The following is a 22,002-nucleotide window of genomic DNA, read 5'->3' on the forward strand; positions in this document are numbered from 1 at the left end:
CCATGGCCCTCCCATTTTTTGTTGCCTGCCACCATGCACTGTCCCTTCTGCGGTGCCAACGACACCAAAGTCATCGACTCGCGTCTGGTCGCCGAGGGCGAGCAGGTGCGCCGCCGGCGCGAATGCGTCGCGTGCGGTGAGCGTTTCACCACCTTTGAAACCGCCGAACTGGTTTTGCCGCGCCTGATCAAGCAGGACGGCAGCCGGCAACCCTTCGACGAAGAAAAACTGCGCGCCGGCATGCAGCGGGCCCTGGAGAAGCGGCCGGTGAGTGTCGAGCGCCTGGAAGCCGCGCTGGCGCATATCAAGCACAAGCTGCGGGCTACCGGCGAGCGTGAGGTCAAGTCGCTGGTCGTGGGCGAAATGGTGATGATCGAGTTGCAGAAACTCGATGAAGTCGCCTACATCCGTTTTGCTTCGGTCTATCGCCGGTTCCAGGATCTGGACGAGTTCCGCGAGGAAATCGACCGCCTCGCCCGGGAGCCCGTCAAGGAATGAACCTTCCAGCCGAGCAGGCGATTCTCGACGCCCACTACATGGCCCGTGCCCTGGAGTTGGCGCGCAAGGGACGCTACTCGACCCATCCGAACCCACGGGTCGGTTGCGTTATCGTGCGCGACGGGGTGGTGGTCGGTGAAGGCTGGCACGTACGCGCCGGTGAGCCCCATGCCGAGGTGCATGCCTTGCGTGAAGCGGGCGAACAGGCTCGCGGCGCCACGGCCTACGTGACCCTGGAGCCCTGCAGTCACTTCGGGCGGACGCCGCCTTGTGCCGAAGCGTTGGTCAAGGCGTGCGTAGGCCGGGTCGTCGCAGCCATGCAGGACCCCAACCCGCAGGTCGCCGGACGTGGCCTCAAGCGCTTGTCTGATGCCGGGATCGCCGTGCACAGCGGAGTGCTTGAAGGCGAAGCGCGGGCGATCAACCGTGGTTTCCTCAAGCGCATGGAGCACGGCCTGCCGTTCGTACGGATCAAGCTGGCAATGAGCCTGGACGGTCGTACCGCGATGGCCAGTGGCGAGAGCCAATGGATCACCGGTCCGGCCGCACGCTCCGCGGTGCAGCGCCTGCGCGCCGAGTCCAGCGTAGTGCTCACCGGCGCCGATACGGTGCTGGCCGACAGCGCCCGGCTGACTGTGCGCCCCGCCGAGCTGGGCCTGGACCCTGAGCTGACGGCCCTGGCCGAGAGCCGGCCGCCGCTGCGGGTGTTGATCGACGGACGTCTGCGGGTGCCGTTGGACGCGGCCTTTTTCCAAGCCGGCCCGGCGTTGGTGGTGACTTGCACCAGCACCCTTGGTAGCGCTTACCAGGCTGCCGGCCATGAAGTGCTGAGCTTGCCCGGCAGCGACGGCCAGGTCGATCTGCGTCGTTTGCTCGAGCAACTGGCAACCCGCGGCGTCAATGACCTGCTGGTCGAAGCCGGCCCGCGTCTGGCCGGCGCCTTTGCCCGCCAGGGGTTGGTGGACGAATACCAGATATTTATCGCCGGCAGGTTCCTCGGCTCCACTGCGCGGCCGCTGCTGGACTGGCCGTTGGAGCTGATGAGCGAGGCACCACGGCTGAAAATCACTGAAATGCGTGCGGTCGGTGATGACTGGCGAGTCAGTGCAATACCTGACCCGGCACCCGGCGTATAATTCGCGACCAGCGCCAGGCGCTGGCTCGTTTTCGAGGAGTACTTCATGTTTACCGGCATCATCGAATCCATCGGCAGCATCCGCGCGCTGAGCCCGAAAGGCGGCGACGTGCGCGTCTATGTAGAAACCGGCAAGCTCGATCTGGGCGACGTCAAGCTGGGTGACAGCATCGCGGTCAATGGCGTCTGCCTGACGGCCGTCGAACTTCCGGGCGACGGGTTCTGGGCTGACGTCAGCCGCGAAACCCTGGATTGCACCGCCTTCAACGACCTCAAGTCGGGCAGCCGGGTCAACCTGGAAAAAGCCCTGACGCCGACTACCCGCCTGGGCGGTCACCTGGTCAGCGGGCATGTCGATGGCGTCGGTGAAGTCATCGCTCGCGAAGAGAATGCCCGGGCCATCCAGTTCCGCATCCGTGCACCGAAAGACCTGGCCAAGTACATCGCCCACAAGGGTTCGATCACCGTCGACGGCACCAGCCTGACGGTCAATGCGGTGCATGGCGCCGAGTTTGAACTGACCATCGTTCCGCATACCTTGGCCGAAACCATCATGGCCGACTATCGCCCCGGTCGCCGGGTCAACCTCGAGGTCGATCTGCTGGCCCGTTACCTGGAGCGCCTGCTGCTCGGCGAAAAGGCCGCAGAGCCGACCAGTGGCGGCATTACCGAAAGTTTCCTGGCCGCCAACGGCTACCTCAAATCCTGAAACAAGGGGGTGCCGCGTGGCGCTCAACACGATTGAAGAACTGGTCGAAGACATTCGCCAGGGCAAGATGGTCATCCTCATGGATGACGAAGACCGCGAAAACGAAGGCGACCTGATCATGGCCGCCGAGTGCTGCAGGGCCGAGCACATCAACTTCATGGCCAAGCACGCCCGCGGCCTGATCTGCATGCCGATGAGCCGCGAGCGCTGCGAACTGCTCAAGCTGCCGCTGATGGCGCCGCGCAATGGCTCCGGTTTCGGCACCAAGTTCACCGTGTCCATCGAGGCCACCGAAGGGGTGACCACCGGCATCTCCGCCGCCGACCGTGCGCGTACGGTGCAGGCCGCTGCCGCCAAGGACGCCAAGGCCGAAGATATCGTCAGCCCCGGCCACATCTTCCCGCTGATGGCCCAGCCGGGCGGTACCCTGGCCCGTGCCGGCCATACCGAAGCTGCCTGCGACCTGGCGCGCATGGCCGGTTTCGAGCCGAGCGGGGTGATCTGCGAAGTGATGAACGATGACGGCACCATGTCCCGTCGCGCCGAACTGGAAGCCTTCGCTGCCGAACACAACATCAAGATCGGCACCATCGCCGACCTGATCCATTACCGGATGATCCACGAGAGCACCGTTCAGCGGATTGCCGAGCAGCCGCTGGACAGCGAACTGGGCCAGTTCACCCTGGTGACCTATCGTGATTCGGTGGAAGGCGACGTGCACATGGCCCTGACCCTGGGCAAGGTCTGCGCCGAAGAACCGACCCTGGTGCGTGTCCACAACATGGACCCGCTGCGCGACCTATTGATGGTCAAGCAACCCGGACGCTGGAGCCTGCGCGCGGCGATGAGCACAGTGGCCGAGGCCGGCAGTGGCGTGGTGCTGTTGCTCGGTCACCCGCTGGATGGCGACGTGCTGCTGGCGCATATCCGCGAGACGGTCGAGCATACGCCGGTGAAAAAGCCGACCACCTACAGCATCGTCGGTGCCGGTTCGCAGATCCTACGCGACCTGGGTGTACGCAAGATGCGCCTGATGAGTGCACCGATGAAGTTCAACGCGATATCCGGTTTCGACCTGGAAGTAGTAGAATACGTGCCCTCCGAATAAAAGGCCGGCTGTTTTCGCCCTTGATTCGCGGTACAAATATCCCTGAGGGGCGCGTAGCAGACGCGTCCCGGCTCTTTAAGAGAATTGTCGAATGACCCTGAAGACCATCGAAGGTACCTTCATCGCCCCCAAAGGCCGCTATGCCCTGGTGGTCGGCCGTTTCAACAGCTTCGTCGTCGAAAGCCTGGTCAGCGGCGCCGTTGACGCCCTGGTTCGTCATGGCGTGAGCGAAAGCGATATCACCATCATCCGTGCGCCAGGCGCCTTCGAAATCCCGCTGGTGGCCCAGAAAGTTGCCCAGCGTAGCGAGTACGCGGCGATCATCGCCCTGGGCGCGGTCATTCGTGGCGGTACTCCGCACTTCGAATACGTCGCGGGCGAATGCACCAAGGGCCTGGCCCAGGTGTCCATGGAGTTCGGCGTACCGGTTGCCTTTGGCGTGCTGACCGTCGACTCCATCGAACAAGCCATCGAGCGTTCCGGCACCAAGGCCGGCAACAAGGGTGCCGAAGCCGCCCTGTCCGCCCTGGAAATGGTCAGTCTGCTGGCGCAGTTGGAGGCCAAGTGATTAACGACGACAGCGATCGTTTCAACCCGCGCGAGCCACGCCCTGAAAGCGCCGGCAAGCCGTCCAAGAGTGCCAAGCGTCGCGAAGCCCGTCAGCTCGCGACCCAGGCGCTCTATCAATGGCACATGGCCAAGCAGTCGCTGAACGAAATCGAAGCGCAATTCCGTGTCGACAACGACTTCAGTGATGTCGACGGTGCGTACTTCCGTGAAATTCTTCATGGGGTTCCACAGTTCAAGAGCGAGATCGACAGCGCACTCAAGCCGTGCCTGGACATCGAGATCGACGAACTGGACCCGGTCGAACTGGCGGTCCTGCGTTTGTCCACCTGGGAACTGCTCAAGCGCGTCGACGTTCCGTATCGCGTGGTGATCAACGAAGGCATCGAACTGGCGAAGGTCTACGGTTCCACCGACGGTCACAAGTTCGTCAACGGTGTGCTCGACAAGCTGGCACCGAATCTGCGCGAAGCCGAAGTGAAGGCGTTCAAGCGCTGACCGGCGCTTGTCCTTCCCATGGGTGAGTTCGAGCTGATCCGCCATTTCTTTGCCGCCGCGTCGTGTGCGCAGGCCGGTGAAGGTGTTGCACTGGGGATTGGCGACGACTGCGCTCTGCTTGATGTGCCTGCCGGGCAGCAGTTGGCGATATCCACCGACACCCTGGTGGCCGGTGTGCATTTTGCCGACCCCTGCGATCCGTTCCTGCTCGGCCAGCGTGCGCTGGCCGTGGCCGCCAGCGATCTGGCCGCCATGGGCGCGACGCCGGTGGCCTTTACCCTGGCCCTGACCCTGGCGCACAGTGATGCCGACTGGCTGCAGGCCTTTGCCCGTGGCCTGGACCAGATGGCTCGGCACTGTGCCTTGCGCCTGGTGGGTGGTGATACTACCCGCGGACCTCTGAGCCTGACGCTGACGGTGTTCGGCCGCGTGCCTGCCGGGCAGGCGCTGACCCGTAGCGGCGCGCAAGTGGGTGATCTGCTGTGTGTCGGCGGTGACCTGGGCAATGCCGCTGGTGCCTTGCCGCTGGTGTTGGGTCAGCGTACGGCCGAGCCCGTATTGGCTGAACCGCTACTGGCCCACTATTGGTCGCCCAAGCCGCAGTTTGCGCTGGGGTTGGCATTGCGTGGCAAGGCAACGGCGGCGCTGGATATTTCCGATGGCCTGCTGGCCGATTGCGGGCATATTGCGGCAGCCTCCGGGGTACGTTTGCTGGTCGAGCGGGAAAAGCTGCCATTGTCCCCGGCATTGCTGGGCTTTCTCGGTCAGGCTTCAGCCTGGGACGCGGCGCTCAGTGGCGGTGACGACTATGTCCTGGCGTTCACCCTGCCTGCGGCCGAACTGCCCGCACTGTTGCTCGCCCATGGCTCGGTCCGGGTGGTCGGGCAGGTGGTCGCCGGGCAGGGCGTTGCGTTGCTGGCTGCCGACGGTCAGGACATCACACCGCGAGTGCGCGGTTATCAACATTTTCCGGAGACGCCGTGACAGATCATCCCAAGCAGGTTCCCGCCGAGTTCGTGCCGCCGTCGGTGTGGCGTAATCCGTGGCATTTCCTGGCGTTCGGTTTCGGCTCCGGGACCTTGCCCAAGGCGCCGGGTACCTGGGGTTCGCTGGTTGCGCTACCGTTTATCCCGTTGTGGCAGATGTTGCCGGACTGGGGATACTGGTTGATGCTCGGCATCACCATGTTGTTCGGCTTCTGGTTGTGCGGCAAGGTCGCCGATGACCTGCGGGTGCATGACCACGAAGGTATCGTCTGGGATGAAATGGTCGGCATGTGGATCACCCTGTGGCTGGTGCCGCAAGGCTGGTACTGGCTCCTGGCGGGGTTCCTGATGTTCCGCTTTTTCGACATCCTCAAACCCTGGCCGATCCGCTGGATCGATCGGCATGTGCACGGCGGCGTCGGGATCATGCTCGACGACGTGCTGGCCGGGGTATTCGCCTGGCTTGCCATGCAGGGGTTGGTGCATTTCTTCGCCTGAGCAATCGGCGCGCCTCGCGGGAGCAAGCTCGGTATCGGCTGCGCAGAATATTCGAACATGGCAAACAGCCTTGTCTGTTCGAAAACGGGAAATTTGCGCGCCTGACCGATCAAACTTATTGATAGTTATCATGAGCAAATCGGCCTAAGCGTCTATAGGGACGGCCTGTTACAATGCGGCTCCCGCGAATTTCCAGTCTTCATACTGATCAGGAGCACACGGTGCCTGTCGTTTTCGTCGCTGCCTCCAAGCTGCCTACCCCCTTTGCGACCTTCACCATGAACGGCTTTTTCGAGCAAGCCACCGGTCGTGAACACGTCGTGTTGACGCTCGGGAATGTGGCTGATGGCGCACCGGTGCTGGGCCGTGTGCATTCCGAGTGCCTGACCGGCGATGCCTTGTTCAGCCAGCGTTGCGACTGTGGTTCGCAACTGGAAGCGGCCTTGCAGGCCATTGCCCGTGAGGGGCGTGGCGTCTTGCTGTATCTGCGCCAGGAAGGTCGTGGCATCGGCCTGATGAACAAGATCCGCGCCTACGAGTTGCAGGATGGTGGTGCCGACACGGTCGAGGCCAATGAGCGCCTGGGCTTTGCAGCCGACCAGCGTGATTACGCGATCTGCCTGCCGATGCTTGAGCACCTGGGCATCCAGTCCCTGCGACTGATGACCAACAATCCGCGCAAGGTCAAGGCGCTGACCGACATGGGCATCACCGTGGCCGAGCGCGTGCCGCTGCACACCGGACACAATCCACATAACAAGCTTTACCTGGCTACCAAGGCGGGCAAGCTCGGCCACATGATGGGCAACGAGCACCAGAACGAGGCCGACCCGGCGTGACCCGGGGCCAGGTGAAGCGCCGCTTGGCGGTTGGCTGGTACAAGCAACTGCTGCTGAGCGTCCTGCCGCTGTTCGTGGCCAGTTGGACCTTTGGCCAGACGGAGCCGGTGTTGCCGGTGCTGGCGATGCCGTTGTTCATTGCCGGTATCGCTTCGATGTTCCTCACCCTGCGGTTTTTCGGTGGCTACAAGCATGCGCTGATCGCGACCGAGAAAGCGTTGGATACGCCCGAGGAACCGGCAGCCTGGATCACACTGGCCAATGTCCGGCGCAAGGCGCTGGTGATCGCGGCCCTGCCGACCTGGATCGGTACCCTGGCGGTGTTCGTTGGCCTGGAGGCGGTGCCGTTGTTCCTGTTGGTGCTGTCCACCGTGGTGCTGTTCTACCTCTACCGGATTCCGCGCCAGCTCGGCTGATGAGGCACTGGCGGGTCGTAGAGCTCGGTGGCTTTATTCGCGGGCAAGCCCGCTCCCACAAGGTGAGGCAGTGCCTGGGGATAAGAAGGGGCTGAAGCCGCAGGGCTTTTCTGTGGGAGCGGGCTTGCCCGCGAAGGGGCCGCCCGCCATTTCACTGATCTACAGACCGAGCAGCTTCATCCGCGCAGTCACCGACGCCTCGATCCCTGCCACATCCAGCCCGCACTCGGCCAGCATCTGCGCCGGCTTGGCATGTTCGACGTACGCATCCGGCAAGCCCAGGTGCAGAATCGGCTTGAGCAGGTTGTCTTGCGCCAGGAACTCGCTGACCGCGGCACCGGCGCCACCCATGATGGCGTTTTCCTCGATGGTCACCAGCAACTCATGGCTACCGGCAATCTCGCGGACCAGGGCTTCGTCCAGGGGTTTGACGAAACGCATGTCGACCACGGTCGCATCCAGTTTTTCGGCCACCACCAGCGCTTCGGCCAGTTGTACGCCGAATACCAGCAGGGCGACCTTGCTGCCCTGACGGCGAACCACGCCCTTGCCAATCTCGATCGGCTCCAGGTTCTTCTCGATCGGCGCGTTCGGTCCGCTGCCACGTGGGTAGCGCACGGCTGCCGGGCCGTTATAGCGGTGGCCGGTGCTGAGCATCTTGCGCAGTTCGTTCTCGTCGCTCGGGGTCATCACCAGCATGCCGGGGATGCAGCGCAGGTATGACAGGTCGAAGCTACCCGCGTGGGTCGGGCCGTCTTCACCGACCAGGCCGGCGCGGTCGATGGCGAACAGCACGTCGAGGTTCTGCACCGCCACGTCATGTACCAACTGGTCATAACCGCGTTGCAGGAAAGTGGAGTAGATCGCTACCACCGGCTTGGCGCCTTCGCAGGCCATGCCGGCGGCGAAGGTCACCGCATGCTGTTCGGCAATCGCCACGTCGAAGTAGCGCAGCGGGAAACGCTCGCTGAAGGCCACCAGGTCGGAACCTTCCTTCATCGCCGGGGTGATACCCACCAGCCGGGGGTCAGCGGCGGCCATGTCGCACAGCCATTCGCCGAATACGGCGGAGTACTTCGGTCCGCTGGCCTTTTTCGGCGCGGCGGCGGGAGCATCCAGCGGTTCGAGCTTGGTGATCGCGTGATAACCGATCGGATCGACTTCCGCCGGAGCGAAACCCTTGCCCTTCTTGGTGACCACGTGTAGGAACTGCGGCCCCTTGAGATCGCGCATGTTGCGCAGGGTGGCAATCAGTGTCGGCAGGTCGTGCCCGTCGATCGGGCCGATGTAGTTCCAGCCCAGCTCTTCGAACAGGGTGCCGGGCACCAGCATGCCCTTGGCGTATTCTTCGGTGCGGCGGGCGATTTCCCAGGCGCCAGGCAGGCGCGACAGCACTTTCTTGCTGCCTTCGCGCATGCTCGCATAGGTGCGGCTGGAGAGAATCTTCGCCAGGTAGTTCGACAGCCCGCCGACGTTGCGCGAGATCGACATGTCGTTGTCGTTGAGGATCACCAGCATGTTGGCGTCGACTTCCGGCGCGTGGTTCAACGCCTCGAAGGCCATGCCCGCAGTCAGTGCGCCGTCGCCGATCACCGCGATCGCCTTGCGGTCGCTGTTCTGCAGGCGCGCGGCGATGGCCATGCCCAGGGCGGCACTGATGGAGGTGCTGGAGTGACCGACGCCAAAGGTGTCGTACTCGCTCTCCGAGCGACGCGGAAAGGCGGCCAGGCCATCCTTCTGGCGCAGGGTGTGCATGCGCTCGCGACGACCGGTGAGGATCTTGTGTGGATAAGCCTGGTGGCCCACGTCCCACACCAGCCGGTCGTCCGGGGTGTCGAAGACGTAGTGCAGCGCGATAGTCAGCTCGATGACGCCGAGGCCGGCACCGAAGTGCCCGCCGGTCTGGCCGACCGAATAGAGCAATTCCTGGCGCAGTTCATCGGCCAGGGTTTCCAGCTCGGCTTCACCTAACCGGCGCAGGCCGGCCGGCGTGTCGGCGCGGTCCAGCAGGGGCGTGGTCGGGCGCTTGCGGGGAATCTCATGGAACGTCGTGGGCATCAGGCGAATCGTTATAGGTATGAGGACGCGGCAGTTTACCTTATGGAGCGCACGCTGCCCACGCGATGTCGCATCAGCGGGTCGGAGGCTGGCCGTTCGATTGTGCGAAAGGCCAGCATGACCGCTCGGTCAGCTGCGGCGTTCGACGATGTAGCGCGCCAGCTCGCGCAAGGGCTCGGCGGCTGCGTCAAACGGTCGCAGCGCATGCAGTGCCTGATCGCGCAGTTCCAGGGCGTAGGCCTTGGCGGCTTCCAGGCCGAGCAGAGCGGGGTAGGTCGGCTTGTCGCGGGCAATGTCGGCGCCCTGGCGTTTGCCGAGGGTGGCGGTATCGCTTTCGACATCAAGGATGTCGTCCTGCACCTGGAAGGCCAGGCCGATGGCCTGGGCATAGGTCTGCAGCGACTTGAGCTCGTCTTTCTGTGCGCCGGTGCTGGCCAGGGCGCCGAGGGTGACGCTGGCCTCGATCAGGGCGCCGGTCTTGTGCCGGTGCATGGTTTCCAGGGCTTTCTGGTCGAGCTTTAGGCCCACCGAGCCGAGGTCGATGGCCTGGCCGCCGACCATGCCCGCAGGCCCTGCGGCCTGGGCCAGGGTGCTGACCATGGACAGGCGGATCTCGGCGCTCAGGTCACTCAGGCGCGGGTCAAGCAAGGCACTGAAAGCCAGGCTCTGCAGGCCGTCGCCAGCGAGGATCGCGCAAGCTTCATCGAACGCCTTGTGGGTGGTCGGCTGGCCACGGCGCAGATCGTCGTCGTCCATGGCCGGCAAATCGTCGTGGACCAGCGAGTAGGCATGGATCAGCTCGACCGCGCAGGCGGCGCCGTTGGCCTGTTCCGGCTTGCCGCCGAGGGCTTCGCAGGCCGCGTAGACGAGCAGCGGGCGCACGCGCTTGCCGCCGTTCATCACGCTGTAGCGCATGGCCTCGTAGAGCCGGGCGAGTCCGGCGCTGGGCGCCACGAACAGGGTATCCAGGGCGGCGTTGACCCGCTTCTGGCTCGCGGCCTGATAGGTCTTGATCATTCTGGCTGTTCCGGGTCGAAGGGTTCTTCGGCCAGTTCGCCATCGCGTTCCAGCAGGATCTGCACCTTCTGCTCGGCCTGGGCCAGGGCGCCCTGGCAGTCACGGGTCAGGCGGATACCTTGTTCGAAGGCGGTCAACGAATCTTCCAACGACAGCTCGCCGTTCTCCAGGCGCTCGACCAGCGTTTGCAGATCAGCGAGGGATTGTTCGAAATCCAGGGAAACTTTTTTGCGGGCCATGTCGGCGATCTCGGTAGGCGTTTTAACGGGCGCGACACTAGCAGACAGCGGGTTTCGGGGCAAATGCGAGGGGTTGCCAATCACCGCTGGTGGCTTTTGTCAGGAACGTTTTCAGACGGTTGGCGAGGATTTTCCGCTGAGGTTGCATCCGGCATCGATACAGCAATTGTTGTCATCCCGTGATACAGGTGTATGATTGCTCGTATATACGGCATTGCCGTATTTTTTGCCCATGTATACGATTATCGAGACCGAAGTCTTCAAGCGCAGCGCCGAGCCCATCTGGGATGAAGGCGAGCGTCATGAATTCATTACCTGGATCGCTGGCAATCCGCTAGGCGGTGATGTCATTCCGGGAAGTGGCGGGCTGCGCAAGGTTCGCAGGTACCGTATGGGCATGGGCAAGCAGGGCGGCACTCGCGTTATTTACTACAACCTGCTTGCCGATGGTTGTATCTGGCTGCTGATTGCCTACACAAAAGCCAGGTTCGACAATCTGCCTGCCGCCTTTTTGAAGCAATTGAAGGAGGAACTCAGTGATGGATGACGAACTGGAGCAATTCCAGAAGGATTTACTGACCTCCGTGCGCCAGATGAAAGCGGGCAAGGCTGCACGGATTACCAACGTCACCCTGACCGCAGCGGCAGAAGCCCGGACCAAGGTCGGCCTGTCCCAGAATGATTTTGCCCAGCTGTTGGGTGTGAGCTTGCGGACTCTGCAGGATTGGGAGCAGGGGCGTCGACAACCTACGGGAGCTGCCCGGACTCTTCTGCTGGTAGCCAGCCAGCACCCTGAAGTGCTGCGCGATCTTCAGTCTGTATGACGGTCTGAGTGATGGCTTTTTGCCTTGTTTTACGGGGCCTCCAGGCCACTGAGTGTGCACGATCTCTCATTTGCTGATTGCCCGTGTAAATACCCGTTTTTCGCCATTGTGTAACAAGATCTGAATCGCTAACCTCTGCGACTTCCCGACCTGTCTCGCCAGGTTCTTTTCTGATTTTCGTGTTTCAGTGGTGTGCCTGGTCTGGACCGGGCGCAGGGCTTCGTGATGCATGGCAAGGAGGCTGTTGATGCGCCGGTTATTCCCTCTCCTGATCGCCCTCTGGGCCGCGACCGCCTGGGCCGAGCCCTCGGCCGAGCTTCAGGAACCGACCGGCGGTTGGCGCTATTCGGGCCTGCTCGATCGCAGTGATGCGCCGCAGGTGGCCTATCCGACGCCGCCCATCGACCGTGGCATCCAGCGCAGCCGCACGCCAATCGAAGGCCGGATCAACCCGCCGTCCGGTCCGCGTGAGCCGCATACCCTGTCGGTCAACGGCAACCCTCTGAACCTCTACACCGACGACAACGGCCGATTCGTCCGCCCGTATGCGTTCGGGGCCGGCTCCAACAGCGTCGAAGTGCGCAGCTCGCAGGGCAAGTCGCTCAAGCGTGTGCAGTTCTACGAAGCCAACCAGCAGATCACCCCGGCGCGTATCCGCGTGGTGCTCGGCTGGGATGACCCCAAGGCCGAACTTGATCTGCACATCATCACCCCCGACGGCCAGCATGCCTTCTATGCCAATCCGCGCCTGAGCAACGGCGGCGGCCTCGACCCGGATGGCGTCGACGGCCCCGGCCCGGAAATGTTCACCATGACCGCGCCGCTGCACGGCACCTACCTGGTCTATGTGAACTACTGGGGCAACTACAGTGCGGGCGACGGCTACAACTTTACCGAGGGCGCCAACCAGAACGAGGTCATCACCTCGCAGATCAACCTGGTGCTCAACGAAAATACCGTCAATGAAAAGCGCGAGAGCTTCACCGTACCGCTGCGCGCCATCGGCGACCTGCTGCTGGTCAAGACCTTCAACTATTGAACATCCCGCTCCACGGATGAATGGGCTTTGCGAACATGAGCGATAACACTGCTTCCCCGGCCGCCGCCGCGCCGGCCACTTCTCCATCCACCGGTTCGCGCCGTTGGCTGGGCCTCGTGCTCGGTCTGTGCGTGAGTGGTGCGGTAGTCGGTGGCCTGGGCTGGTTTTTCCACCACAAGCCGGTGGCCCCGGTGCCGGAACTGGCCCTGGAAAAACTCGGTGTCAGCCGTCCGGACGCACTGCTGGAAACCGCCTCGCTGAGCCAGTTGCCCAAGGACCTGCTCAGCGTGCCGTTCCTGCGCGATACCCTCACCGAGGACTTCGTCTTCTACTACGAGACTCATGGCGATCGCCTGGGCCTGATCGGCAGTCTGCGGCGGATCATCTACGAGCATGATCTCAAGCTGCAGGACAATCTGATCGAGCAACTGTTCGACCAGCCGGCCGACATCGCCCTGTGGCGTGGTGCCGATGGCCGCCTCAAGGATTTCCTGCTGGTGATGGATCGTGGCGGCCTGGCCAAGCTGCTCGAGCCGCTGGCGCACGTTGCCTTGGATGACACTCAACTGACCAAGGTCGGTGAACTGAAGGTGTCCGGCGACAACGTGGCGCTCTACCGCCTGGCCTACAACGCCAGCAAGGCGCTGCTGTTCGCTTCCCGTGGCGACAAGCTGGTGGTGCTGTCCAACCCGGACCGGCTCTACGAGCAGACCAGCGATGCCAGCGACGTGGCGCCTGGCGAGGTGTCGACCCAGGCCCTGGCGGCGCTGCTCGGCGGCGACAAGCTGTTCCCCGAGGCGTTTGGCCTCAAGCCGCGCGAGGCGACCGTCAAGCAGCGTATCTCGGTCGCCTCCAGCGTCCTGGCCATGGGTTACCAGCGCTTTATCCCGAGCTTCGCCGGCCTGCGCCTGGACATGGATGACAAGGGCTGGCACAGCTTCCTCGCGCTCGACGAGCAGAACAAGTCCGTCGACTACGACTTCAAGCCGATCTGGCAGGCCATGCCGGTGGGGGCCAGCGCCTGCGTCGCCCTGCCGCTGGCGGCCGAGCAGCAACAACCGCTGCTGGTCAAGCTGGGGGCCGATGCGGCCACCGCGCAGAAACTTACCGAACACATGAGTGGCGCCGCCGGTCTGTGCTGGTACGCCGATTCGCGCCTCTACACACCGTTGCTGGTGGCGAACTTGAACAAGGACAACGACAGCGTCGATGCTGACCTTGGCAAGCTGTTCGGCTCCATGGTCGGGACCCGGGAAAGCAACGTCGAAGGCGGGCTGTTCCCGATCGACGAGCAGAAGAAAGACAACCTCCATCAATGGAAGCGCGTGGTCAGCTCCACCTTCGGCCAGTACGCTGCCAAGGAAGCCGAGAACCCCGATTCCATCACTGGCCGCGGCTTTTTCCGCGTGAGTCTGGCGCGACATGGCTCGACCCTGCTGTTCTCCCTGGACGACAAGCTGGTGGACAAGGCTATCGGCACCCTCGACAAGCACTTCCCGCCGTTGGCCGATGTGGTGCCCAAGGATGCGCTGATGCCGGTCTACCTCGGCCCGGACTCCCTGGCGCAACTGATGAAGCAGGAAACCCTCGACAGCCTGCCCCAGGACATGGAACCGGTGTTTCGCAACGCCGCGCAGACTCATCTGATTCCCAAGCTGCAGAAGCTCGCCGGTTTCGGCAAATACGCCCTGACCCTGCCCGAAGGTACCGATCCTGACGGCCACTGGCAGTGGCTGCCTCTGCAATGGCGGGCGATGTGACGCCTATGCTCAGTTTCTCCCGGCAACGCTTCGCCACGAGGGGGCGCCTGTGCGCACTGGCACTGCTATTCAGTGCGCCGACGTTCGCTGTTGAAACGCCGCCCCTGGATGTCGAGCAGTCCCAGGTGTTTCGCGCCTGGTTCGTGCGCATCGCCCAAGAGCAACTGACCCAGGGCCCGAGTCCGCGCTGGTACCAGCAGGACTGCGCGGGCCTGGTGCGTTTCGCCGCCAACGAAGCGCTGAAGAAACACGATGACAAGTGGTTGCGGGCCAATGGCCTGTCCAACCGCTATCTGCCGCCCGAGCTGACCCTGAGCGAGTCCCAGCGCAGCCTGGCCCAGCAATGGCAGCAGGGCGGCGGCAAGGTCGGACCGTACGTCAATGCGATCAAGCTGATCCAGTTCAACAGCCAACTGGTCAGCCGCGATCTCAACCAGGCGCGGCCCGGCGACCTGCTGTTCTTCGACCAGGGCGACGACCAGCACCTGATGATCTGGATGGGCCGCAACATCGCCTATCACACCGGCACCACCACCCCCACCGACAACGGCATGCGCTCCGCCAGCGTGCAGCAACTCATGACATGGAAGGACACCCGATGGATACCCGATGCAACGAACCCCAACTTCATCGGCGTCTACCGGCTGAACTTCCTCTCTCGATGAACGGGTCTTCCATGATGCGTCTGTTATCCCGAATGGTTTTCGTCCTGGCCGTGCTGTTGCCGGTCGCCGCAGGTGCCGCCGATGACTCGGTGGCGCCGAGCAACTACGAGCCGATTGCCGGCGAGAGCTTCTTCCTGCTCGCCGACAGCAGTTTCGCCAGCGATGAACAGGCGCTGGTTCGCCTGGAAGCTCCGGGCCGCGACTACCGGCGTTTCCGCATGGAGCCTTATGGCGGTGCGGACATCCGCGTGTACCGCATCGATCAGCCGCTGGAGTTCCTCAAGCGCCAGAAGAACCTGCACCGGGTGGTCAGCGACGGTCAGTTCAAGGGCGAGGGGCTGTCCAACACCCTGGCCTATCTGTGGGACAACTGGTACCGCAAATCCCGCCGGGTGATGCAGCGTGCGTTCTCCTACGAGTCGCGCAAGCAGGTGACCGAGGAAGTCCCGGAGCTGAAGATGGGCGACAGCTTCAACCGGCCGACCCCCTACGACAACCCGCCGCAATACGCGCCGCTGCCGGGCCTGCCGCTGGTCACCCAGTTCCGCTACCCGCTGTGGGAGGCCAAGCCGATCCAGCCGCCCAAAGGCGTCGACCTGGCCGGTTCTTCCAGCCAATTCGTCAATGTCGCCCCCGGCAACGTCTACATCCCGTTGGGCAAGCTCAAACCGGGTCTGTACCTGGTCGAAGCGCTGGTCGGCAAATACCGCGCGACCACCGTGGTGTTCGTCTCCAACACCGTGGCCGTCAGCAAGATCGCCGGTGACGAACTGCTGGTCTGGGCCGCGCGCAAGCACGAAGGCAGCTCGGTGCCCAAGGTCAAGGTGCTGTGGACCGACGGCCTGGGCGTGATGAGCAGCGGCGAGACCGATGCCGATGGCCTGCTGCGCCTCAAGCACGTCAGCCCGGAGCGCTCGTTCATGATCGGCGAGGATGACGAGGGCGGGGTGTTCGTCTCCGAGAACTTCTACTACGACAGTGAAATCTACGACACCAAGCTCTACGCCTTCACCGACCGGCCGTTGTACCGGCCGGGTGATTGGGTCTCGCTGAAGATCGTCGGTCGCGAATTCAAGAACGCCCGCGACTCGGTCAACCCCACCGGCGCGCCGGTGCGGGTCAGCGTGCTGGATGCCACCGGCACCACACTGCAGACCCTGGACCTGAACCTGGACGGCAAGGCCGGTACCCAGGGCCGTTTCCAACTGCCGGACAATGCCGTGGCCGGCGGTTATGAGCTGCGTTTCAATTACCGCGACCAGACCTACAGCAGCGCCTTCCGCGTCGCCGAGTACATCAAGCCGCACTTCGAAATCTCCCTCGACCTGGCCAAGCAGGACTTCCGTACCGGCGAGCCGGTCAAGGGCAAGTTGCTGCTGCTCTACCCGGACGGCAAGCCGGTGACCGATGCCCGTGTGCAACTGACCCTGCGTGCCCAGCAACTGTCGATGGTCGATAACGAGCTGCAGTACCTCGGGCAATTCCCGGTGGAACTGACCAGCGCCGAACTGACCACTGATGACAAGGGCGAGGCGGTGCTCGACCTGCCGGCGGCGGAGAAACCGAGCCGCTACATGCTCACCGTGTTCGCCAGCGATGGCGCCGCGTACCGGGTCAAGACCACCAAGGAAATCCTCATCGAGCGTGGCGCCTCGCGTTATCGCCTGTCGGCGCCGCAGCGGTTCAGCGCCAGCGGTGAGAAGGTCGCGTTCAGCTACGCCAACGAGTCCGCCGTGGTGCAAGCCAACGCCGGCAAACCGAGCAGCTATAGCTGGGTGCGCCTGGAAGACCAGTCCACCGGCGGCGGCAAGCTGGCGGCGGGTGACAAAGGTTTCAGCATCACCTTCGACCGTCCCGGTACCTACAACCTGTCGCTCAAGGACGAACACGAGCGCATCCTCGGCGCCACCGGCCACTCGGTGACCGGCGACGGCGTGAAAGCCGTGCCCGGCACCGTGGAAATCCTGCTCGACAAACCCGAGTACCACGCCGGCGACGAAGCCGTGGCATTGATCACTTTCCCGGAGCCGGTCAACGACGCATTGCTGTCGTTGGAGCGCGACAAGGTCGAGGCCACCGCGCTGCTGTCCAAGGGCGCCGACTGGCTGCGCCTGGAAAAAATCAGTGACAACCAGTACCGCGCGCGGATCCCGGTGAAGGACAACTTCGCCCCCAACCTGACCTTCTCGGTGCTCTACACCAAGGGCGGCGAATACAGCTTCCAGAACGCCGGCCTCAAGGTCGCCACGCCGCAGATCGACGTGGCCATTGCCACCGACAAGGAAAGCTACCAGCCGGGTGATACCGTCTCGGTGGACCTGACCACCCAGTTCGCCGGCAAGCCGATCCCGGCGCACCTGACCGTCAGCGTGGTGGATGAAATGATCTACGCGCTGCAGCCGGAAGTGGCGCCGAGCATCGACCAGTTCTTCTATCACCCACGCCGCAACAACGTGCGTACCAGCGCCAGTCTGTCGTTCATCAGCTACGACGTGGCCCTGCCGGGCAGTCCGGGTGCACCAGGCAAGGCCAACCGCAGTGAGCGCGGGGTGAAGGTGCTGGAGCGGCCGCGTCGCGAAGACGTCGACACCGCCGCCTGGCAGCCGGAGCTGGTCACCGACGCCAACGGCAAGGTGCGCTTCACCTTCCGCATGCCCGACTCGCTGACCCGCTGGCGCATCACCGCCCGCGCCATCGCCGATAGCGGCCAGGTGGGCCAACGCAACCAGTTCATCCGTTCCGACAAGCCGCTGTACCTGAAATGGAGTGGTCCGACCCACTTCCGCAACGGCGACCAGCCCAAGCTCGGCCTGTTTGCCTTCAGCCAGGACGACAAGCCGGCCAAGGCCGAACTGCTGATCCGCTACGCCGGCCAGGAGCAGCGCCTGCCGCTGTCGCTGAACAAGGGCATCAACTACATCCCGCTGCCGGCGGTTGCCCTGAGCAGCGGCGACTGGACCGCCGAGCTGCAACAGAACGGCAAGGCCCAGGACACCCTGGCCGTGCACCTCACCGCAGTGGGTGATGGCTGGCAAGTGACCCAGAGTCAGAGCCTCAGCTTAGCCAGCGGCGATACCCCGTTGAGCCTGCCGGCCGATGCCCGCGACATTCGTCTGCGCCTCGACGACAGCCCGCAAGCGCTGTTCCGCGCTAGCCTCGACGACCTGCTCAGCTACCCCTACGGTGGCGTTGAACAGACCGCCAGCCAGCTGCTGCCGCTGAGCATTGCCTACCCGGCGCTGTCGGGTAACGCGCAGATCCGTGATCGCCTGCGCCTGATCCTGCAGAACAGTCGCCTGCGCCTGGTGTCGATGGCAGGTCCCGATGCCTGGTTCACCTGGTGGGGTGAAGACGTCACGCCGGATGCGTTCCTCACCGGCTACGCCTATTACGCCGACTGGTACGCCAGCAAGGCCCTGGGTGTGAGCCTGCCGCCGGAGCACTGGCAGCGGGTGCTGGACGTCTATGGCAAGCAGGCCGCCGCCACGCCGTTGCTGCAACGGGCACTGGTGCTGTCGTTCGCCAAGGACATGCAACTGCCGGTCAATACCTTGCTCAGCGGGCTGATGGAGGAGCTGGCGAAAGCTGGCGAGGGCGACAACGCCAATCTGCTGGATGACGGTGAAGACAGCGTGGTAATGGGCGCGCCGGACTCGGCCTTGGGCCTGGCCAGCGCACGGGTGCTGACCGCCGCACTGGCCCGGCAGAGCAAGGTGGCCTTGCCGGATGCGTTCAGCAAGCAATTGCCGGCCGCCGAACAGCGCCTCGGCGCCAGCTCGCAGCCGTTCGCCACGGCCCTGAGCCTGTCGCTCAAACCGTTCAATGCCGAGCAGGCCCAGGCACTGCTGCAGCGCCTGCTGCCGCAGCAATCGACCCTGGAACGGGCACTGGCCCTGACCTGGCTGCAACGCAGCGTCGAGCAGACGCCGAAAATGGTCAACCTGACTCCGGGCGAAGGCTGGCAGGTCCGCCAGGGCGGTGCCGGTGAGGTCTACTGGCAGTGGCAAGGTTCGGGCGTGCCGAGTGTGTTGACCCTGAGCGGTGCGCAGGAGCGTCCGCTGCGGGCCAACCTGAGCTACCTCAGCCAGGACAAGGCCGCCGCCGACCTGCCGGTGCAGATCAAGCGCCGTCTGCTGGAACTGGTGCCGGATGGTGACGCCAACACCTTCAGCCTCAAGGCCGTGGGTGACAAGCCGTTGTCCAGCGACAGCCTCTACCTGGATGAAGTGATCCTCACCAGCAAGGCCGCCAAGCCCGTGCGCTACGGCATGCTCGAACTGCCACTGCCGCCGGGTGCGGATGTCGAACGCACCACCTGGGGCGTCAACCTCGCCGGATTGGCCGGCGAGGAAGCCACGCCGCTGGAGAAGGCGCATTTCGAGCCGGGGCAGATGGCCTATGGCGTGCCGGTCAACAGCCTCAATGGCGAAGTGCGCGTGCGCCACCTGATCCGCTTCTCGCAGAAAGGCCAGTTCAAACTGCCGCCGGCGCGCTTCAGCCAGATCTATGCGCCGCAGTTCCAGGCCCAGGAACAAAAAGCAGCCCTCGGACAAGTCACGGTCGAATGACATGACCCGAACGCTGACCTGGCTACTGCTGTGCATCCTGCCTCTGCTGGCGACGGCAGAGGAGGCACCGTTGCGCCTGGCCTGGAAAACCGCTGACGGCTACGAACTGGTGCACCTGAACACTACCCAGGTGCTCAACCGCGAGCCGCTGCCGGCAGACCTGCAAACGCCGCTGGGCAGCCTGTGGAAACTGTTCGTCTACGCCTGGCTGGTGGACACCGACCAGCAGGAGCCGGCCTACGACTGCCACGGCCAGGACCGCGAGGAAGTCTATTGTTGCACCGCGGGCGGCAGCATCGCCCGCGATGCGGCGCTGGTCCGTTCCTGTGGCCTGTACTTCGACCCCAAACGCCTGAATATCGATGCCGGCCGGTGGCGTGATTACTGGCAGGCGCGTCGGGCACCTGCCTGGCTGCTCGGTCTCGATCAACTGCAACCGCAGACCCGCGTCCCCGTGGCACAACTGCTGGAGGTGCTGCGCACGTTGCCGGCCCAGGACACGGCGCGCAGGCTGCTGCTCGATGTGGTGCTCAACGCCGCCGACGGCCAGGCCGTGGCGGTGCTGGGCGGGCGCTTGCGGATCAAGACCTGGAGTTGGCTCGGCGACCAGGATCCGCAGTCGCGCCAGGGCGGTTTCGCCGGCTGGCTGGCGGATGGGACGCCGCTCTGGGGCGGAGGTCGCGGTACCAGTCAGATGGTGCTGCGGCACTACTCGGACGTACTCGGTACTTTCCTGCCCGCGCCGCAGGCGGAGGATGCCGGGCGTTGCGTACAGGTCGAACTGTTCTCGCGTTATCCACTCAAGGGCGTCAGTCGTGCCGATGGCCAGGCCGCCGCGCAGGGGGCGCTGCAAGGTCACTACCGGGTGGACTTCGCCAACGGCAACCAACTGGACATCGAAAGTGCCGGTGAACTGTTCCTGTTGCAGAACGCCGGCCAGCCGCAACTGGTGGCCCGGCTCGATCGCGAGGAGTACGTCGCCCGGGTGTTGCAGCGTGAGGCCAAGAGTGAGCCGATCGAAGCCGCCAAGGCCCTGGCCGTGGCGATCCGCAGCTACCTGTTGCAGAACGCCGGGCGCAGCGGCGATTGCCTGAGCATCGACGACAGCAGCAGCCGTCAACGCGTCGCCCCGCGTCCCGCCACGGCCGAGGCCCGGGGGATTGCGGCCTGGACCAGCGACCTGGTGCTGGCCGGCAGCCCGGTGACCTACCACTCCGACCAGACGGGCCCGGACAAGCTGTCCTGGCAGCAGGCGGTGGAGCAGGCCAACAATGGCGCGCGCTTCGACCAGATTCTCCAGCACGCCTACCCCCGGGCGAGCCTGAGTCGCTGGGACAACCCGGTGGCCTCCTGCGACCCCTTGCCTGCGGCCCAGGAATGGCTGCTCAAACAGCGCCGGGTCTGGCGCCAGCGGCTGGACCGGGAGGTCGGCTATAACGAACTGAGCCGGTTCGCCGTCTGCCGTGTGTCGTTCGGCCGGCCTTACGTCGACCGCGAGCGCCAGCGCATCTACGTGCGCGGCGTGCTGACCCAGCAGGACCGTCTCGACCTCACCCATGAATACCTGCACCTGGCGTTCGAGGCCCACCCGAACGGTCAGGACGAAGACTACATCGAAGGGCTTGCCCGCCACCTGTTACTGGAATAGGTCATGATATTGCGCACCTCCACCCTAGCCCTGTTCCTCGCCGCCCTGGCTGTGCTGAACACGGCGTCTGCCGACAGCGGCATCAAGCTCGACACCCCACGCGGTGGCTGGCGCCAGGGCTCGCCGGACGGTGAGAACTACAGCCAGACCGTCAACTACCCGGCCTCCTCGGTCAACACGCCGCTGGGCCAGGCTGACACGGCGCGAATCATGGGCCAGATCAAGGGTGCGCCGAAGAACGCCCGTGAGCCGGGCAACCTGATCGTCAATGGCGTGAGCATGCCGCTCAAACTCGATGCGTCGGGTAACTTCGATCGGCCCTTCGCATTCCCCAATGGCACCAACAGCGTCGAAGTCCGCAGCCCCGACGGCCAGCAGCGCAAGCGCGTGCAGTTCCTCAATTCCGGCGGTGCGACCAAGGCCAAGCTGCGCATTCTGCTGTCCTGGGACAGCGACCACACCGACCTCGACCTGCACGTGGTCACGCCGGACGGCGCGCACATCTGGTACGGCGACCGCACCGCGCCCAACGGCGGTTCGCTGGATGTCGACGTGACCACTGGCTACGGCCCGGAGATCTTCTCCATGCCGGCGCCGATCAAGGGCCAGTACCTGATCTACGTGAACTACTACGGCGGCGGCTACCGCAGCGATGATGACGAGGACGGCGGCCAGGAAAATGCCGTACAGGCGCTGACCACGGCGAAGATCACGCTGATCACGGAAGAGGGCACGGTGAACGAGAAGATGGAGTCCTTCATCGTCCCGATGCGCGCGCCAGGTGAGCTGACGTTGGTGCGCAAGTTCAGTTATCCCTGAGACCGCTGCGGTTCCCGGTTGATGAGCAAGGCTTGAGGGCCTCTTCGCGGGCAAGCCCGGCTCCTACAAGTACTGCGTCGTACACAACATCTGTGAACGACATCGCACGGT

21 protein-coding genes are annotated in these 22,002 nt (G+C 64.1%); 18 read left to right on the forward strand and 3 right to left on the reverse strand.

What is annotated here, in order from left to right; translation table 11 throughout:
- Positions 1–33: 33 nt before the first annotated feature.
- From nrdR to BLU37_RS10865, 10 genes are all read left to right on the forward strand, one after another.
- Entirely contained in the window at positions 34–498 is a 465-nt protein-coding gene (gene nrdR, locus BLU37_RS10820; RefSeq protein WP_010447746.1) for a transcriptional regulator NrdR, read from the forward strand.
- On the forward strand, positions 495–1,634 hold the full coding sequence (gene ribD, locus BLU37_RS10825; protein WP_090204696.1) for a bifunctional diaminohydroxyphosphoribosylaminopyrimidine deaminase/5-amino-6-(5-phosphoribosylamino)uracil reductase RibD: 1,140 nt from the start codon (positions 495–497) through the stop codon (positions 1,632–1,634). The genes nrdR and ribD overlap by 4 nt, the downstream gene beginning before the upstream one ends.
- Before the next feature lie 45 nt (positions 1,635–1,679).
- Positions 1,680–2,342: a riboflavin synthase gene (locus BLU37_RS10830; protein ID WP_019363626.1), complete on the forward strand. Its 663-nt coding sequence runs from the start codon at positions 1,680–1,682 to the stop codon at positions 2,340–2,342.
- A 16-nt stretch (positions 2,343–2,358) separates the two neighbouring features.
- Entirely contained in the window at positions 2,359–3,450 is a 1,092-nt protein-coding gene (ribBA, locus tag BLU37_RS10835) for a bifunctional 3,4-dihydroxy-2-butanone-4-phosphate synthase/GTP cyclohydrolase II (RefSeq protein ID WP_090204699.1), read from the forward strand.
- A gap of 91 nt (positions 3,451–3,541) precedes the next feature.
- Positions 3,542–4,018, forward strand: a complete 477-nt coding sequence (gene ribH, locus BLU37_RS10840) for a 6,7-dimethyl-8-ribityllumazine synthase (protein WP_010449364.1) — start codon at positions 3,542–3,544, stop codon at positions 4,016–4,018.
- Positions 4,015–4,515, forward strand: coding sequence for a transcription antitermination factor NusB (gene nusB, locus BLU37_RS10845; RefSeq protein WP_029532345.1), 501 nt, complete (start codon positions 4,015–4,017; stop codon positions 4,513–4,515). Before ribH ends, nusB begins: the two co-directional genes overlap by 4 nt.
- 18 nt (positions 4,516–4,533) lie before the next feature.
- Positions 4,534–5,499, forward strand: a complete 966-nt coding sequence (thiL, locus tag BLU37_RS10850) for a thiamine-phosphate kinase (protein WP_010449368.1) — start codon at positions 4,534–4,536, stop codon at positions 5,497–5,499.
- The gene (locus BLU37_RS10855) at positions 5,496–5,999 is read left to right on the forward strand and encodes a phosphatidylglycerophosphatase A family protein (protein WP_010449370.1); all 504 of its coding nucleotides are present in this window, start codon (positions 5,496–5,498) and stop codon (positions 5,997–5,999) included. The genes thiL and BLU37_RS10855 overlap by 4 nt, the downstream gene beginning before the upstream one ends.
- 221 nt (positions 6,000–6,220) lie before the next feature.
- The gene (gene ribA / locus BLU37_RS10860; RefSeq protein WP_172833014.1) at positions 6,221–6,838 is read left to right on the forward strand and encodes a GTP cyclohydrolase II; all 618 of its coding nucleotides are present in this window, start codon (positions 6,221–6,223) and stop codon (positions 6,836–6,838) included.
- Positions 6,835–7,254, forward strand: coding sequence for a hypothetical protein (locus BLU37_RS10865; protein WP_010449373.1), 420 nt, complete (start codon positions 6,835–6,837; stop codon positions 7,252–7,254). Before ribA ends, BLU37_RS10865 begins: the two co-directional genes overlap by 4 nt.
- 159 nt (positions 7,255–7,413) lie before the next feature.
- Here the strand turns inward: BLU37_RS10865 and dxs are convergent, their stop codons facing one another.
- From dxs to BLU37_RS10880, 3 genes are all read right to left on the reverse strand, one after another.
- Entirely contained in the window at positions 7,414–9,312 is a 1,899-nt protein-coding gene (gene dxs, locus BLU37_RS10870) for a 1-deoxy-D-xylulose-5-phosphate synthase (protein ID WP_090204704.1), read from the reverse strand.
- Positions 9,313–9,441: 129 nt separating this feature from the next.
- Positions 9,442–10,329: a (2E,6E)-farnesyl diphosphate synthase gene (gene ispA / locus BLU37_RS10875; RefSeq protein WP_090204707.1), complete on the reverse strand. Its 888-nt coding sequence runs from the start codon at positions 10,327–10,329 to the stop codon at positions 9,442–9,444.
- Positions 10,326–10,568 (reverse strand): exodeoxyribonuclease VII small subunit, encoded by a 243-nt coding sequence (locus BLU37_RS10880; protein WP_010449377.1) that lies wholly within the window; start codon positions 10,566–10,568, stop codon positions 10,326–10,328. Before BLU37_RS10880 ends, ispA begins: the two co-directional genes overlap by 4 nt.
- 232 nt (positions 10,569–10,800) lie before the next feature.
- Between BLU37_RS10880 and BLU37_RS10885 the strand changes: the two genes are divergently transcribed.
- The 8 genes from BLU37_RS10885 (at position 10,801) to BLU37_RS10920 (ending at position 21,891) form a co-directional block, all read left to right on the forward strand.
- On the forward strand, positions 10,801–11,115 hold the full coding sequence (locus BLU37_RS10885; protein WP_090204709.1) for a transcriptional regulator: 315 nt from the start codon (positions 10,801–10,803) through the stop codon (positions 11,113–11,115).
- Entirely contained in the window at positions 11,108–11,392 is a 285-nt protein-coding gene (locus BLU37_RS10890; protein WP_172833015.1) for a helix-turn-helix domain-containing protein, read from the forward strand. The genes BLU37_RS10885 and BLU37_RS10890 overlap by 8 nt, the downstream gene beginning before the upstream one ends.
- A 247-nt stretch (positions 11,393–11,639) precedes the next feature.
- A complete protein-coding gene (locus BLU37_RS10895; protein WP_090204712.1) occupies positions 11,640–12,431 on the forward strand; it encodes a YfaP family protein in 792 nt (263 codons plus the stop codon).
- Between the two features lie 35 nt (positions 12,432–12,466).
- Positions 12,467–14,191 carry a DUF2138 domain-containing protein gene (locus tag BLU37_RS10900; protein WP_090210928.1) on the forward strand — a complete coding sequence of 575 codons (1,725 nt, stop codon included), beginning with the start codon at positions 12,467–12,469 and terminating at the stop codon, positions 14,189–14,191.
- A 5-nt stretch (positions 14,192–14,196) separates the two neighbouring features.
- A complete protein-coding gene (locus BLU37_RS10905; protein WP_010449387.1) occupies positions 14,197–14,856 on the forward strand; it encodes a DUF1175 domain-containing protein in 660 nt (219 codons plus the stop codon).
- Entirely contained in the window at positions 14,853–19,424 is a 4,572-nt protein-coding gene (locus BLU37_RS10910) for an alpha-2-macroglobulin family protein (protein WP_090204715.1), read from the forward strand. Before BLU37_RS10905 ends, BLU37_RS10910 begins: the two co-directional genes overlap by 4 nt.
- 1 nt (position 19,425) lies before the next feature.
- The gene (locus tag BLU37_RS10915) at positions 19,426–21,072 is read left to right on the forward strand and encodes a DUF2300 domain-containing protein (RefSeq protein ID WP_090204718.1); all 1,647 of its coding nucleotides are present in this window, start codon (positions 19,426–19,428) and stop codon (positions 21,070–21,072) included.
- Positions 21,073–21,075: 3 nt separating this feature from the next.
- Complete coding sequence (locus BLU37_RS10920; RefSeq protein ID WP_090204721.1) at positions 21,076–21,891, forward strand: YfaP family protein; 816 nt, start codon at positions 21,076–21,078, stop codon at positions 21,889–21,891.
- The last annotated feature ends 111 nt before the right edge of the window (positions 21,892–22,002 follow it).

Source organism: Pseudomonas asplenii (genome assembly GCF_900105475.1).
GTDB lineage: Bacteria > Pseudomonadota > Gammaproteobacteria > Pseudomonadales > Pseudomonadaceae > Aquipseudomonas > Aquipseudomonas asplenii.